The organism is Nevskia soli DSM 19509 (assembly GCF_000711955.1).
Lineage (GTDB): Bacteria > Pseudomonadota > Gammaproteobacteria > Nevskiales > Nevskiaceae > Nevskia > Nevskia soli.
In genome coordinates, this window is the sequence record NZ_JONR01000028.1 from 45,486 (window position 1) to 60,544 (window position 15,059).

The following is a 15,059-nucleotide window of genomic DNA, read 5'->3' on the forward strand; positions in this document are numbered from 1 at the left end:
AGCCGTTCCGTCCATGCTACGCATGGAATCTTCGGAAGATATGGAGGGTGCGCGGGCATGTATATCACTCGCTTCGATCGTGGCTACTCGCGCCGCAAGTTCATGCAGGACGCCGCTCGCGGAATCCTGGCCACGGGCGTGCTGATGCCAGTGTGGGAGGCGATGGCTCAGAGCGGTAGCAGCGAAAAGGCGTACCCGGAAGAGCTTCTGTCGATCGAAGGATATACCAGGGGGAAGATTAAGACCGGGGACTATATCGACGCCAACAATGTTGAATTCGTCAAGGATCTGCTTGAGCCGGTGCGTTACGAGCAGATTCTGAAGATGGGACGGCGTCTCAAGGTCGGCAAGTCGACTCACGACGTCATGCGCCTGTCACCCTGGGAATATATCGAGGCCACGCTAAAGAACGCCGGCAAGGCAGGATTCGATGCCAAGGGCAACATCGTTAACAAGTCGGACGGTCAACCCTGGATTGGCGGCAGTCCGTTTCCTGACCCAAAGACTGCGATAGAACTGTTTGCAGCGCAAACCCTCAACTGGGGGCGTCACGATGCATCCTTCTACGCCTTCAAGGAGGATGAAGTTGCGCCGGATGGATCCGTACCATTCTCCTATACGGGTTGCTGGGCCGAACTGTCCCCTGTCGCGCGCACTGTCCTGAATCCGAAGCCATACTGGCCCGAGCACAAGGATAAGCTGCGCTACCAGACGGTGTTCTTTCTGGAATCCAGCGACGTCCGTGGCACTTCTTTCTTGAATGTCTGGGATTACGATCAGAACAATCTGCCACAGCTGTACGGCTACCTGCCGCAATACCGCCGCGTGCGCCAATATCCCACCGACCAACGCTTCGAGTCTCTGGTGCCGGGTTCGTGTCTATACCTGTCCGATGCCTGGGCCGCTGGAGACCCTCTTTATACGTGGGGCAACTATAAAATTGTCGGCCGCGGTCCATTCCTGGCCGGCCTATCTGACAACTGGAACTCCGCGTCGCCGAACTGGGAGCACAAGACCCACGGTGGTACCCATGGTGCCTGCTTCTGGGATTGCACCGTGGAACTTGTCCCGGAGGCGATCATCGTTGAGGCCGAACCGCTCAAGTTCCCGCGTGCGCCCATTTCAAAAAAGCGCGTCTGGTTCGATGCGCGCAACCAGGTCGTACTCGGTATGGTCACATTCGATCGTAAGGGACTGCCATTCCGCTCTTTCGATGGTGCGTACGGCGTGTACGACGATGGCAAGGCCGTAGTCAAGGATGGACAGCATCCATATTGGAGTTGGATGCACGTCACCGCATCGGATATCCAGACCGGTGCGATTACACGTCTGCAGCAGGTGCAAGTGCTGGAGATGGTATACAGGAGTCAGGCCAACGACCCGAAGATCTACGAGACCTACATGACGCAACAGGCCCTCATGCGCCTCGGGGGCGCCTCCGCCTGATCGAAGTGAGTTCCCCGAAAGCGGCATGTAGTTAGCGCACCGGACAGCTTCTTTAACTATAAGCGACACTGTTGAAATGGATAAACACAATCGATTGGAGTTATGGAGCGCGTCTTCCTATGATGCGAGTAAGGACGACTACGATGCCGGTGTCACTGAGATCCGGCAATCGACAGTTGATTAGCAGAAACCGGATCGCACAGGTTCACTGCAACAGGAGTGAGAACGCGACTATCGCCAGTATTTAGTGGATCGAGCTGCATCCATTGCCGTTGAATCGATCCATCAAAAAGATACCCGTATAGGGTTAATCCATTCGAGCCACATCGGCGTTCTGGAGTACGGCGCCGTGCCGATGAAGGCCAGGCTGGTGGATTTCTAGTGGCAGAAAGAATCGCTTGACGTTTGTATGCAATACCGGTGTCGCCCTTCCGTATAAGGGCACGTGCGGGAACAGGAGCCAAAGATGCGTATTAGAAAGTACGATTTCAACTACGGCCGAAGGGCGTTGATGGAGAAGGTGGTGAAGGGCACCGCAGCTGCCGGTGTGCTCGCTCCGATCTGGCCCATGGTCGCCGACGCTGCGGACTCAACCAAGGCCTATCCCGACGAATTGACGTCGATCGAGATGTTCACCAAGGGCAAGCTCAAACCGGGCGACATGATCGACGTGAACACCGTCGAGATCGTCAAGGAGCTACTCGATCCTTTCACTTATCATCAGATTACTACCCAGGGTCGCAAGATCAAGCTGCGTGCCCCGACCAAGGACCTCACCAAGTATTATCCGGTGAAGTGGCTTGAGAAGACCATCGCTAGCAAGGGCCAGGCGGTCTTCGGACCGGACGGTAACGTCTACACCAAGGACGGCAAGACTTGGACTGGCGGTCAGCCATTTCCTGAGATTCGCACAGGTGCCGAAGCGCTTGCCAATATGTCGTTGTGCTGGTGCAAGCACGACTACTCGGGTCATGCCATTCATGAGCGGTCTGTCTCGCCGGCTGGCGACGTCGACTACAGCTACGAATTCATCAAGGTCGAGTTGCAGGTTACGGCACGTCTTGACGGCCAGATATTCCAGAACAAGAATGATCTGCTGCGCTATCACGTATTCGCCTTTGCCTCGCCGTCGGAGCAGGCTGGCACGTCGTTCCTCGACATCTGGCACTACGACCAACGCAAGTTCAACGACCTGTACGGCTATCTGCCTCAGTTTCGCCGCGTGCGGCAGTTCCCGACCAACCAGCGTTTCGAACCGCTGGTGCCGGGTGTGGTTTGGCAGCTGACAGATCCGTGGGGGGCAGGCGACCCCATGCTGACCTGGGGCAACTTCAAGATCGTCGAGCGCAAGCCGATGCTCGGTCCGTTCCAAGGCAACTGGACGGGATCCAAGCCGAATTGGGATCATCCAGTGCACGGCGGGCCGAAGGGCACCCAGTTCTTTGATGCGGAGTGGGAAATGGTGCCCGAAATGCTGGTGGTAGATTTCGAGCCGACCGGTTATCCGCGTGCTCCGGTGAGCAAGAAACGGGCGTGGATTGATGCGCGTACCGGCAATTACTTCAACTGCGGCCGCTTCGATCGCCAGGGCAAGCCGTGGGTGAACTTTGAGCTGGGTTCCGGCCAGATGGTTGACGGTTCCACGGTCTGGAAGGATTCCCACGGCAACACCGAGTGGTCGTGGCAGTACGTGCATATCTACGATGTGCAGACCGGCCGCATTAGCCTTATCGAGTACAAGCCGCAGGTGACCGGTGGTCATAAGAGTCAGCTCGAAGCCGACCCAATGGCGATCTACCAGAAGTACTGCACCCAGGAAGCGATTCAGCGCCTGGGCCAGGTGTAAAGTCGAGCACGGGCGCCGTCCTTCTCCACAGGGAGGGACGGCGCTGTTCTTAGGGGCACAAGCGATCTGGCCCGGCGCTTGGTGCGACGCAGTCAAAATAAAGTATCCGGAGCGTGACTTCGCTGCCGCGTATGCCGGGTCAGATGACATCAATCATTCCGGACCGAGGTATAAGCGTGCTCCCCGCAGTTCCTTCGCAATATCGTCAGATTTTTCTCCGGCAGCGTCCGGATGGCATTCCGCAGCCGGAGCATTTTGGTATCCGCACCGTGCCGATGCCGGAACTGTCGGAGGGACAATTCTTGGTCAGAAACCACTACCTGTCCGTCGATCCCGCGATGCGCGGGTGGGTCAGCGCCGTTGGCAACTACTCGACCCCAGTTCCACTTGGTGCGGTGATGCCTTCCTACGCCTCGGGCGAGATCGTTCTTTCGCACCACCCCGATTATGAAGTCGGATCACGCGTCATGGGCATGCTGGGGTGGCAGGAATTCGCCGTCTGCAATGGCTCTGAAATCAAGCGAAGAATTCAGGACAAGGACGAGCCGTTGTCGCTGTCCTTAGGCATCCTCGGGCTGAATGGGTTCACGGCGTATTTCGGTCTGATCGACATTGGCGCGCCGAAGGACGGCGACGTCGTCGTAGTGTCCACGGCTGCCGGAGCGGTTGGATCTGCGGTGGGACAGATCGCCAAGATCAAGGGGTGCCGTGTGATCGGAATTGCAGGTGGAGCGGAAAAGGTCCGCTGGTGCAAGGACATCGGCTTCGATGACGCGGTGGACTATAAACGAGCCGGTTTCAGTTCTCAGCTCGCTGCGCTCTGCCCGAATGGAGTGAACGTCTTTTTCGACAATACTTGCGGTGCCATTTCCGATGCGGTGATGCCTCTGCTGGCGAACGGTGCAAGTGTTGTGGTCTGCGGCACAGCCTCGGTTTCCAGCTGGACGCCCTGGCCCATGGGACCTCGGGTTGAGCGGCATCTGTTGGTGAAACGGGCGCGCATGCAGGGCTTTCTTGCAATGGATTACGAGCACCGTTACAACGAGGCTGTCATCTGCCTGAAAAACTGGCTCTATAAGGGCCGCCTGAAACATCGCGAGGACATTCTTGATGGTCTGGAGGGCGCCCCCGGATCAATTCGGGACCTCTATCGCGGGGATAACGCCGGCAAGCGATTGATCAGGCTGGTTGCCTAGCGTCGACGCCAGACATGTCGGCAACCAAGCGGCCGTTCCGCTTTCCGCACCATCGGAATGCATGACGACGCTTGAGCAGGCCTATGCCACGTACCGCGAGATTTTATGCTCGCTGTCAGTGGAATCTGTTCCCATCGATATGGCGATCACTCGAGTGGTTAGTGAGACCGTGCGTGCTGTCTGCGATGTGCCACAAGTCTCTCGATACGGAATGGACAGTTATTCATGGCTCTCTGCCGAAGTTATGCCCGTTTCTCTGAGCAAGCCCATGGCCTTGAAGAGGGGCGCCGCGCTGACTCGACCAGGTTGCCGGCTAACTTCCGACAAGCTACGGGAGATCATCGACGCCGGCTTGGCTTTGGTCGAGGTCGTACGCCGTCCAAAGATCCGGGTCATCGCCGTCGGCAACGTGTCGCAGCCGCAAAGGGATTCAGTTCGGTGGGAACAGGTGCGATCAAGTAACGGTGTGATGATCGCCGCGATGCTGCAGAAGTGGGGCTACGAGCCGCCTGCTGTCACCCACGTCGCCGACGGCGAATCTTTATTGGAGAACCTGCTGGATGATTCGATGCGGAAAGCCGATCTTGTCATTATCTCCAGCGGCACCTTAAACGGCGCCCACGATGCACTTCTGACCTCGGCGCAAGGCGTCGGGGTCAAGTTGATCTTCAGAGGCATCGAACACACGCCAGGTTCCTCGATCTCATTCGGTACTAAAGGCTCTAGCGCATTGATGGTCCTACCGGAAAGTTCCGGCGGCATCCTGGTGGGGATGGCTCTGCACGTCCGCTATGTTCTGGACTGCCTCGAAGGACAGCTGCCGGCGGGCCCGGTGTGGTCGCCCGGCGTGCTGGCAAGTGGGATCGAGTTTCCCTCCGATATGGTCCGCTTTGTACTTATGCGTCTATACGTCAACGAAGCTGGGATGACTCGCCTATTCCCTGCCCCTGACAACCCAGATTCAGACATCGATCCGCTGGCACTTCGAGATGTGATCGCCTGGATCCCTTCGGATGAGAAGCCGATGCCAAGCGGCTCGATTCTGTACTGGACTGATCTTATTCAATAGACACTTCATTTCAGCCCCTGAATATTAACCAGCGGGATTTTTCTGCCGAATATGTGGGGAATTGCATATATGTCCGAAGAAATGTTCGAGAAAGGTCTCGCCATGCGCCGGAAAGTGCTAGGTGACGCGTATGTTGATTCGGTCTTGAAGGGAGCGGACGAGTTTAGCCAGCCGTTGCAGGAATACGTTACGAAATATTGCTGGGGCGACGTGTGGAACCGGCCAGGCTTAGAGCTTAGGACGCGTAGCCTTCTCAATCTGGCGATGCTCGCCGCCCTGAACCGTCCGCATGAACTGAAGATTCACCTACGCGGCGCTCTCAACAACGGAGTTAGCAAGCAGGAAATCAGCGAAGTATTTCTGCAGGTCGCGGCTTATTGCGGAGCGCCGGCTGCAATGGACGCCATCCGAGTCGCTGGCGAGCTTTTCAGGGAACTTGGCAAATGACTCAGTCCGCGATATTGCTTGCATGAGATGTGAAATGGCAACCAGCGGACATCTCGCGGTTCCCGAAAAGCGATCAAAATGGCAATCCTGCGAAAAGCTGGATTGCTCAAGAAGCTTGCATATACGCAATTGATAGGCTGAATAAAAAGAAAGAGTTTCATTTATCAAAATTTGGCCTGTAAGCTCCATCCACATGCTGTAGTCGGGCGATAGAAAGACTCATTCGAGGAATACAACGCGGCGCTATCAAGCGTCGGCCGCACCTGAACGAACGGCTGATCCCGGCCGGTCGTGGGGGTAGATCGAAGTGTCCTGCGTTGCATCCGATTCAGGAGACGGGAATAACAAAGGGCAGCGAACGTCGGCACCTAAAAGCCGGCTTCGGTCAGCCGATCGATTGGAAACATCATGTCCAAAGAACGTAAAGTCATCATTACCTGCGCAGTGACCGGCTCGATTCATACGCCGACGATGTCGCCGTATCTTCCCGTCACCGCCGAGCAGATCGCTGCGAATGCCATCGACGCCGCCAAAGCGGGCGCCGCGATCGTCCACCTGCATGCCCGCAATCCTAAGGATGGGCGCCCGGATCAGTCGCCTGAGCTGTTCGAACCATTCTTGAAGGAAATTCGCAGCCGCTCGAATGTAGTCATGAATCTGACCACTGGTGGCTCACCCGCGATGTCGATCGAAGACCGCGCCCGGCCTGCTTTCCGCTTCAAGCCTGAAATCGCCTCACTCAACATGGGTTCGATGAACTTCGGCCTGTACCCCATGATGGGGCGCTTCAAGGAATACAAATACGACTGGGAATACGAGTACCTTGAAGGATCGCGTGGCCGGATCTTTCGCAATACGTTCGCCGATATCGAATACATCCTCCGCGGCTGCGCCGAGTACGGCACCCGCTTCGAGATTGAATGCTACGACATCGGGCATCTATATACGCTCTCGCACTTCGTCGATCGCGGCCTCATCAAAGCACCGCTTTTCATCCAGTCGGTGTTCGGTATTCTCGGCGGCATCGGTGGTGATCCGGAAGACGTCATGTACATGCGCCGCACCGCCGATCGTCTGTTCGGCCGCGATACCTACGTCTGGTCGGTTCTCGGCGCCGGCCGCAACCAGATTCCCGTCGCTACTCAAGCCATTACCCTGGGGGGCAATGTTCGCGTCGGCCTTGAGGATTCACTGTGGCTCAAGAAGGGCAGGCTGGCCACTTCTTGCGCCGAGCAGGTCGTGTTGGTGCGCGGCTTGATTGAGACCATGGGGCTGGAAATCGCGACGCCCGACGAGGCGCGCTCCATTTTGGGCCTCAAGGGCGCCGCCAACGTCGATATCTGACCATTCGCTAAAAGGGCTGAGGAGAACAATCATGGCACAGCAGGAAATCATCGAGCATACCAAGCAGGGCCGTGTGTCGGTCCTGTCTATGAACTACCGTCCGCACAACCTTCTTGGACCGACGCTCCTCAAGGAACTCATCGCCGCTCTAAAGAAGGCCAACGATTCTGGTTCGACCGCGATCGTGCTCAGGAGCAGCCTGCGCCACTTCTCCGCCGGCGCCGAGATTGAGATGTTCGAAGCGGTGGTCAACGATGGCGCCGAGTTGCCTTGCGACTTTGTGCAGTTTCTGCACGAGTTCGAGACTTTTCCGCTGCCGATTGTGGCCAGTATCCACGGCGTCTGCGTGGGTGGCGGCTTCGAGGTGGCGCTGGCGTGTGACTACATTGTCGCTGCGGCGTCGTCAAAGATCGGCTCCGTTGAGGCTACTTTGGGGTTGCATCCCCTGATGGGTGCTATCCAGCGCACCACGCAGCGCGCTGGCATTCTGCGTGCCAAGGAGATGGCGTTGCTGGGCCGACGTTACGATCCGGTGACCCTCGAGCGCTGGGGCTTGATCAACCTAGTCGTGCCTGATGCTGACTTGGACCAGACCGCCTTTACGATTGCCGAGGAGTTGGCCCATGGTCCGACGGTGGCCCATATTGCTACCAAGAAGCTCGCGCATGTGGCGGTGAACCAGGGAGTCGACGCCGCAGACAAGGCGATGACGGATATCCAGAAGTCGATCTGGGCATCACAGGATCTCAAAACCGGCCTGATCGCGTACCGGCAGACTGGAGTCGGCGCGGCAAAATTTGAGGGGTGCTGACATGAGCGGTCCGCTGGCTGGAATTCGCGTGGTGGACTTCTCCCGCGTACTAGCGGGTCCGCTTTGCGCCCGCACTCTCTTGGACCTCGGTGCCGACGTCGTCAAAATCGAGCCACCGAATCCGGATTTGTCGCGTTCGGCATTTCCGTTCAACGAGGGGATGTCGGGCTACTACGCCCAGCAGAACGCTGGCAAGCGTAACGTCAGTGTCGACCTCAATGTTCCCGGTGCGCGGGACATGGTGCTGAAACTTTGCGATCAAGCTGACGTGATTGTCGAGAACTTCCGCGCCGGAACTCTTAGGTTCTTCGGCCTGGATTACGAAACGCTCAGCAAGCGTAACCCCAAGTTGGTCTATGTCTCAATTACCGGTTATGGTCAAGGTGGTCCCTGGCGGGGACGCATGGCCTACGCTCCGACGGTACAGGCGGAGGGCGGATTTACCGCCAACTCCTTGCGCCACTTTGGCGACGCTCTGGTCGAGCCACGAACGGATAGCCTGTCCCATGCTGATGTCTACACCGGCATGCAGGCGGTCATCGCGGTGCTCGCGGCGCTGAATCGCCGTTCGGTGACGAGTGAGGGCCAGTACGTCGATGTGTCCATGGCGGCGACGCTGCTGGCCATCAATGAACGGGCTCACGTAGATCTCAACAACTTCGATCTTGGCGATGAGCCGGCCATTCTTGGCGCGACAGATGCCCCGTTCTTCGTCGGGCCAGAGGGCGAGCAGTTCGTCCTGTCGATGAGTCTGGTTGGTTCGATTACCTTCCCTCTTTATCTGCAAGCCATGCGCCGCTTCGACATCGGCGATGACCCTCGTTTCCGCTCGGCGTCTCTGCGCAAGAAGCACATCAAGGAGCTTCACGCAATCATCCAGAAGTGGATGCTTACGTTCCGAAGCCTGGCAGACCTCGATGCTCAGCTCGACGAGGCGAAGATCGCGATGGGGCGTCTGCGCGGCGTCAATGCACTCGCCGATTCCGAGTGGTCGGAGTACTGGGGGGCTACGCAGGAAGTCTCTGATCGCAACGGCGGAACGTACCGCCTGCCAGGTCGTCCGTGGCGCTTCTCCAAGGACGCATTGGTGCCGATCGGTGACCCAGCGTTTCGCGGCGAACACAATCGCACAGTCTTTGCCGAGATGGGCATGAGCCAGGCTGAGATCGAGTCAGCGGTGGAATCTGGCGCACTGCTCTTCGACTCGACATTGGGGAAGAAGCCGACGAGTTCGTCGCAGGAGTTTAGCGCGCCCGAACTGAAGGTGGTGGAATCGAATCGGGCTGCCTAATGGAGTGCCATAAAGATTAGGGGCCCTGGATCCTGTTTTATTGCTGTGCTGTTGTAATGATTTAAAGCAGAGCCGCGTGTGCATGTTTGTCTCCTCCCTCCTTGTGCGCATCGCGTTCAGGCCGGCTCTACATCGAGCCGGCCTTTTTTGGTTGAGTATGCAACTCGCAGAATCGAAATAACTGGAATGGAGTCCTCTTGAACAAACTGTTCCCTAACGCTACGGCCGCAATCGAAGGCCAAATCAAAGATGGCATGGTGCTGGCTGTTGGTGGCTTCGGCCTATGCGGTATCCCGGAATCTCTGATAGATGCGTTGCAGGCGTCCGGCAAGAAGGATCTGACGGTCGTAAGCAATAATGCTGGTATCGACGGCTTCGGCCTGGGAAAGTTGCTGACGACGCGCCAGATCAAAAAGATGATTTCGTCCTACGTCGGCGAGAACCGAGAGTTCGAACGCCAGTATCTCGCTGGCGAGCTTGAGCTAGAATTCACGCCCCAGGGTACGCTGGCCGAGAAGCTGCGCGCCGGCGGAGCCGGCATCCCAGCCTTCTATACCAAGACCGGCTACGGGACCATCGTCGCAACTGGTAAGGAAACTCGCCAATTTCCGGCCCAGGATGGCGCCCTGGAGTGGTACGTCATGGAGCGGGGGATCCGGACTGATGTGTCGCTGGTAAAGGCCTGGAAGGCCGACACGGCTGGTAACCTCGTCTATCGCCGCACGGCGAGGAACTTCAACCCGATGATCGCAGCAGCTGGCGCATTTTGCGTGGCCGAGGTCGAGATCGTGGTCGAAGTGGGTGAGCTTGATCCGGACCAAATCCACACGCCGGGCATCTACGTTAATCGGCTGGTGCACAATCCCGTACCCGAAAAGCGCATCGAGCAGCGCACCGTGAGGAAATAGCAATGTCTTGGACTCGTGATGAAATGGCGTTTCGCGCGGCTAAGGAACTGCGGGATGGCTTTTATGTGAATCTCGGCATCGGATTGCCGACGTTGGTCGCTAACTACATTCCCGAAGGGATGGATGTGTGGCTGCAATCCGAGAACGGCCTGCTCGGTATCGGCCCGTTTCCGAAGGAGGATGACGTCGACGCCGATCTGATCAACGCCGGCAAACAGACTATCACCACCGTGCCCGGCAGCTCTTTTTTTAGCAGCGCCGATTCTTTCGCCATGATCCGCGGTGGCCACATCAATCTGTCCATCCTCGGTGCCATGCAGGTATCGGAAAAAGGCGATCTGGCCAATTGGATGGTCCCTGGCAAGATGGTGAAAGGCATGGGCGGAGCAATGGATCTCGTTGCCGGCGTAAAGCGTGTGGTCGTGCTGATGGAGCATACTGCTAAAGGAGGGGAGTTCAAGATCCTACCGGAGTGCTCGCTGCCACTCACAGGTGTCGGAGTGGTCGATCGCATCATCACTGAACTGGGCGTGATCGACGTCACCGAAGATGGCCTGCGCCTGGTCGAGTTGGCACCGGGCGTTTCGTCGGCCGAGATGAAGGAGAAAACCGGGGTGTCCCTCCTGCTGTGACTTGGTGAGGCCCCGGCAAGGTTGGCCCCTTCCGTTCTTTCTTTCAATGTTCCTGGACTGCCGCTTCGGCACCGTGGCCGCTTAGCATGCGCAGCTTGTGGCTCTGGAATGCAGTGCTGTCGATCTTATGTGATCCTCCTAGCAGGGTACCCACCCAGCCGGCGAGGAATCCGCAGGGGATACTGATGATCCCCGGATTGGCCAGTTGCACCAGTGGCTGCAGGTTGTGCAACAGTAGGCCCTTGGGGCCGATTACCGCCGGACCCAACGCGACTAAGATGATCGAACTGGCAACCCCCGTGACTACGGTTGCAATTGCTCCGGTATTGTTGAAACGCTCCCAGAATAGCGTATAAAGAATCACGGGCAGATTTGAACTGGCAGAGACGGCAAAGGCTAGCCCGACCAGAAACGCCACGTTGAGCGATTGGACGAGCAACGCTAGAGCGATCGCGATGGCACCGAATAGGATCGTGGCGATACGGGCGAGTTTGACTTGGTCGGTGGTTTTGCCTTTGTGTGCGAAGACCACGCTTGCCAAAATATCATGGGCGATGACCGAGGCAGACGAAATCATGATGCCGGAAACGACGGCGAGGATCGTTGCGAAGGCGATTGCCGAGACACAGGCCAATACGATCTCGCCGCCCAGAGTCCCTTGACCGCCGCCGACGGCGGCTGAAAGCAGCACGACTGCGCTGTTTCCAGCGGGGTTGGCTTTGAGAATAGTACTGTAGCCGACCATTGCCGCGGCGCAGAACCCTAACAGCGAACTGGTCACCGCGAATGTGGTGATCACCATCAGCGCGACCTTCGCCGAATTTCGGGCTGCAGCCGCAGTGGGCACGGTATAGAAGCGCATCATGACGTGCGGTAGGCCCGCTGTGCCGAGAGCTAGGGCGAGAGCCAGGGACAGCGTGTCGAATCGGTTGGAAAAATAGGCGCCTGGAGCGAGATAGGTCTCCGGATGCCTCGCGGTTTGGCGCGCTTGTCCTAATAACAGGTTTAGGCTGAATGAAAAATGCCGAAGTGCGAAGAATAATAGAAGTGTTGCGGCGCACCAGATCAACACAGCTTTAACGATCTGCACATAGGTCGCCGCGGTCATGCCGCCAAACACGACATATCCGATCATGAGGATTCCGACCAGCAGGATGGCCGCGCTGGCGCTGAGGGACGGCACCAGCAGGCTCGCCAGTGCGCCGGCACCGACCAACTGCGCCAGTAAATAGGCGAGTGAGATCAGAAGGGACGACGACGACGTAGCGATGCGTACGTTCTTGCCTGGCAGGCGGAGGGCGACGACATCGGAGAGCGTGTACTTGCCGCAGTTTCTGATCGGCTCGGCTACCACCAGCAGGATCAAAATCCAGCCGCTGACGAAGCCGACCTGGTAAATCAGCCCGTCGAAGCCGAAGATCGAGATGAGCCCGGTGACGCCCAGAAACGATGCGGCCGACATGAAGTCGCCAGAAAGCGCCAGGCCATTCTGCAGAGGGGATAGTGTGCGCCCGGAAACGAAGAAGCCAGAAACTCCTCTGGAGCGTCGCGCTGCCCACCAGGTCAGCAGCGCGCTCAACGCAATAAACAGAGCCAGCGCAACCAAGCGTAGATTTCCCACCATGCCTGTAGCCTCAGACATGACCGTGCATTAGGGAACCTTGAGCGGCGTCGGCGAGATGTTTGGCAATATGGTCGAAGCGATTCGCCCACCAGCAATAAACCCAGAAGGTGGTGCCGGCGACGACGAGTTGCGCAACGACAACAAGGATGCCGAACGAAACGGAGCCGATCGCCTGAGACGACATCAGCTCGGGCAGATATAGCACGCTGATCAGTAGACCGAAATACAAAGCGAGTGAAACACCGGTTAATGCTCCGACAAAACGCTTGCGGCGCGCCGATGCCACATCGAGCAAAGTCACTACCAGCGCATTCGCCTCGATAGTGGCCGCTCCCTGCGGTTGATCCTGTTGCATGTCTTTTCTCCCCCTAGATGCGGGCTTTTGTTTCCATTCCGGCGGCGCCACCAGTTCGAGCTGATTGGATCGTCCGTCGTTTGGATCGTCAGGCCTGCCTTGCGACAGGTTTTTTTGCAGCGCAGCAACTATAAACAACACCCTATATAAGTATATTGTCAATCAAATTCATGAATAGCAAGAGCTAATATCAACCCCGGAATTCATGCGCAACTAGGTGTAAGGTGTGAGTGCATCGCATTGCTACCGTAATGTGAAACATAAAATCAAAGCAGACTGGCGGGGGGGGCTATGAAGAATGCACAGCTAGAGTGGTCGTACTGGCCTGCGGAAGATTCCGACGAGATTCACCCCACTACTATCGGCTCGATCCTTCGGGATGCCGCTACTGCGGCGCCGAACCGGACCGCAATGGTCAATTGGGCCAGCCACCCTTCGTTGCGAAGGACCTGGACCTTCGCCCAGCTGCTTCGCGATGCAGAGCGGACCGCTCGGGCCCTACTGCTGCACTTCAGGCCGGGCAGCCACATTGCCATACAGGCACCAAATATCCCCGAGTGGGTGCTCCTCGAACTCGGTGCTGGCTTGGCTGGCATGGTGATCGTCACCATCAGCCCGAGCGGTCGCGCTCGGGAGCTTGAGTACGTCTTGCGTCAATCCCAGGCCGTGGGCCTGTTCCATGTCGCGGGCTTCCGCTGCAATCCCATACAACAATGGGTGACGGAAGTGACGCCACTCCTTCCAAACCTTCAGACCTCGTTCGCGATCGAAGCCTGGGACGAATTCCTCTCAAAAGGCTCGGAAGAGCCGCTGCCTGAAGTTGATCCTTATGCGCCGGCCCAGATTCAGTACACCTCGGGGACGACTGGGGAACCCAAGGGCGCGTTGCTTCATCACGCCGGGTTAACCAATAACGCCCGGATGGCGATGAAGCGCCTGGGCGTCGGCGCTGGCGACGTTTACGCCCACGGCATGCCCTTCTTCCACACTGCAGGATGCGTACTTTCAGTGCTGGGTCCGATCCAGGCGGGCGCGACACAAGTGTTTCCGCAAGCGTTCGACTCCGAACTGCTGCTAGGCCTGATCGAGCGCGAACGCGCCACGCATTTTCTGGGGGTGCCGACGATGTTCGTGTGCATGATCGAACATTTGCGTCAGCGGAAGTACGATTTCTCTTCGCTGAAGGCTGTGTGTTGTGGCGGTGCGAGCATCGTGCCAGAACTCGCCAGGGACATCGAATCGATCTTCTCCGTTAAGCTCAACTGCCTCTACGGACAAACAGAGTCCTCGCCCGTTATCACACAGTCCGGTACCGACGACTTGGAGGAGGATCGCATCAACGCGGCCACCCGACCTTTGCCCCAGACCGCAGTGAAGATCGTCGATCCGTTGAGTGGCGCAGTGGTCCGCACTGGCCAGATTGGTGAGGTCTGCACGCGCGGCTACTTGGTCATGCACGAGTACTTCGACAAGATCGAGGCCAGCGCTCTGGCCATCGACGCGGAGCGCTGGCTGCATACCGGCGACCTTGGGGCGATGGATGAACGTGGCTATATTCGCATCACCGGTCGCCTCAAGGACATGGTCATCCGCGGTGGTGAGAATCTCTTCCCGGCGGAAATAGAAGCGGTATTAGCCGAATATCCTGGAATTGTCGAAGTTGCAGTGGTGGGTGTGGCGGATGCGAAGATGGGAGAGGAGCTCGTGGCCTTCGTCCGCATACATGGTGAGCCGCCGAGCGTCGAAGCGCTCAAGGCCTATGTCTGCAAGAGGCTGGCCAAATACAAGACGCCGCGTTATTGGAGGTTCGTCGCCGAATTCCCGCTCACCGAATCCGGAAAAATCAAAAAGGCCGTACTGCGTGAGCAGTGGACTCAGGGCACGTTTGCGGAGAACAAAGCGGGTTCGTTGGGGGCCGCTTCATAACCCTTGATCTCGGCTAGTAGGTGAGCAGACCGCGCTCGTTGCGGCGGTTCGGAAGGCAACGAGCCCCTTAGACATTGTATAAACAAGACATTGATTATCTCGCATGGCCATCGATTACATCTATACCAAACGGCAGAATCGATGTATGCTAAATGCAGTCCAAG

General features: G+C 57.6%; 13 protein-coding genes. 11 read left to right on the plus strand and 2 right to left on the minus strand.

Features of this window, described 5'->3' with window-relative positions; genetic code table 11:
• Window positions 1–57: 57 nt before the first annotated feature.
• The 10 genes from BP26_RS0115290 (at window position 58) to BP26_RS0115335 (ending at window position 10,990) form a co-directional block, all read left to right on the plus strand.
• Window positions 58–1,446, plus strand: a complete 1,389-nt coding sequence (locus BP26_RS0115290; protein WP_029921441.1) for a DUF1329 domain-containing protein — start codon at window positions 58–60, stop codon at window positions 1,444–1,446.
• Window positions 1,447–1,912: 466 nt separating this feature from the next.
• Entirely contained in the window at window positions 1,913–3,292 is a 1,380-nt protein-coding gene (locus BP26_RS0115295; protein WP_029921442.1) for a DUF1329 domain-containing protein, read from the plus strand.
• A 143-nt stretch (window positions 3,293–3,435) separates the two neighbouring features.
• Window positions 3,436–4,488 (plus strand): NADP-dependent oxidoreductase, encoded by a 1,053-nt coding sequence (locus BP26_RS0115300; protein ID WP_051749022.1) that lies wholly within the window; start codon window positions 3,436–3,438, stop codon window positions 4,486–4,488.
• Window positions 4,489–4,549: 61 nt separating this feature from the next.
• Complete coding sequence (locus tag BP26_RS0115305; protein WP_029921444.1) at window positions 4,550–5,557, plus strand: molybdopterin-binding protein; 1,008 nt, start codon at window positions 4,550–4,552, stop codon at window positions 5,555–5,557.
• A 69-nt stretch (window positions 5,558–5,626) separates the two neighbouring features.
• Entirely contained in the window at window positions 5,627–6,004 is a 378-nt protein-coding gene (locus BP26_RS0115310) for a carboxymuconolactone decarboxylase family protein (RefSeq protein ID WP_029921445.1), read from the plus strand.
• A 408-nt stretch (window positions 6,005–6,412) separates the two neighbouring features.
• On the plus strand, window positions 6,413–7,348 hold the full coding sequence (gene kce, locus BP26_RS0115315) for a 3,5-dioxohexanoate:acetyl-CoA acetone transferase (RefSeq protein WP_029921446.1): 936 nt from the start codon (window positions 6,413–6,415) through the stop codon (window positions 7,346–7,348).
• A gap of 31 nt (window positions 7,349–7,379) precedes the next feature.
• The gene (locus BP26_RS0115320) at window positions 7,380–8,159 is read left to right on the plus strand and encodes an enoyl-CoA hydratase/isomerase family protein (protein ID WP_029921447.1); all 780 of its coding nucleotides are present in this window, start codon (window positions 7,380–7,382) and stop codon (window positions 8,157–8,159) included.
• A gap of 1 nt (window position 8,160) precedes the next feature.
• Window positions 8,161–9,450: a CaiB/BaiF CoA transferase family protein gene (locus tag BP26_RS0115325; protein WP_029921448.1), complete on the plus strand. Its 1,290-nt coding sequence runs from the start codon at window positions 8,161–8,163 to the stop codon at window positions 9,448–9,450.
• A 197-nt stretch (window positions 9,451–9,647) separates the two neighbouring features.
• Window positions 9,648–10,358, plus strand: coding sequence for a CoA transferase subunit A (locus tag BP26_RS0115330; RefSeq protein ID WP_029921449.1), 711 nt, complete (start codon window positions 9,648–9,650; stop codon window positions 10,356–10,358).
• A 2-nt stretch (window positions 10,359–10,360) separates the two neighbouring features.
• Window positions 10,361–10,990 (plus strand): 3-oxoacid CoA-transferase subunit B, encoded by a 630-nt coding sequence (locus BP26_RS0115335; RefSeq protein ID WP_029921450.1) that lies wholly within the window; start codon window positions 10,361–10,363, stop codon window positions 10,988–10,990.
• A gap of 43 nt (window positions 10,991–11,033) precedes the next feature.
• Here BP26_RS0115335 and BP26_RS0115340 read toward each other — a convergent pair whose 3' ends face one another.
• On the minus strand, window positions 11,034–12,596 hold the full coding sequence (locus BP26_RS0115340) for a solute symporter family protein (protein ID WP_211254937.1): 1,563 nt from the start codon (window positions 12,594–12,596) through the stop codon (window positions 11,034–11,036).
• 28 nt (window positions 12,597–12,624) lie between these two features.
• Window positions 12,625–12,969, minus strand: coding sequence for a DUF485 domain-containing protein (locus BP26_RS0115345; protein WP_051749015.1), 345 nt, complete (start codon window positions 12,967–12,969; stop codon window positions 12,625–12,627).
• A 291-nt stretch (window positions 12,970–13,260) separates the two neighbouring features.
• On the opposite strand from BP26_RS0115345, the gene BP26_RS0115350 reads away from it, so the two are divergent.
• Complete coding sequence (locus tag BP26_RS0115350; protein WP_051749016.1) at window positions 13,261–14,895, plus strand: AMP-binding protein; 1,635 nt, start codon at window positions 13,261–13,263, stop codon at window positions 14,893–14,895.
• The last annotated feature ends 164 nt before the right edge of the window (window positions 14,896–15,059 follow it).

Coding starts and splice junctions, on each gene's coding strand:
- BP26_RS0115290 (WP_029921441.1), top strand. CDS start 58: ATGTATATCACTCGCTTCGATCGTGGCTACTCGCGCCGCAAGTTCATG.
- BP26_RS0115295 (WP_029921442.1), top strand. CDS start 1,913: ATGCGTATTAGAAAGTACGATTTCAACTACGGCCGAAGGGCGTTGATG.
- BP26_RS0115300 (WP_051749022.1), top strand. CDS start 3,436: ATGACATCAATCATTCCGGACCGAGGTATAAGCGTGCTCCCCGCAGTT.
- BP26_RS0115305 (WP_029921444.1), top strand. CDS start 4,550: ATGACGACGCTTGAGCAGGCCTATGCCACGTACCGCGAGATTTTATGC.
- BP26_RS0115310 (WP_029921445.1), top strand. CDS start 5,627: ATGTCCGAAGAAATGTTCGAGAAAGGTCTCGCCATGCGCCGGAAAGTG.
- kce (WP_029921446.1), top strand. CDS start 6,413: ATGTCCAAAGAACGTAAAGTCATCATTACCTGCGCAGTGACCGGCTCG.
- BP26_RS0115320 (WP_029921447.1), top strand. CDS start 7,380: ATGGCACAGCAGGAAATCATCGAGCATACCAAGCAGGGCCGTGTGTCG.
- BP26_RS0115325 (WP_029921448.1), top strand. CDS start 8,161: ATGAGCGGTCCGCTGGCTGGAATTCGCGTGGTGGACTTCTCCCGCGTA.
- BP26_RS0115335 (WP_029921450.1), top strand. CDS start 10,361: ATGTCTTGGACTCGTGATGAAATGGCGTTTCGCGCGGCTAAGGAACTG.
- BP26_RS0115345 (WP_051749015.1), bottom strand. CDS start 12,969: ATGCAACAGGATCAACCGCAGGGAGCGGCCACTATCGAGGCGAATGCG.
- BP26_RS0115350 (WP_051749016.1), top strand. CDS start 13,261: ATGAAGAATGCACAGCTAGAGTGGTCGTACTGGCCTGCGGAAGATTCC.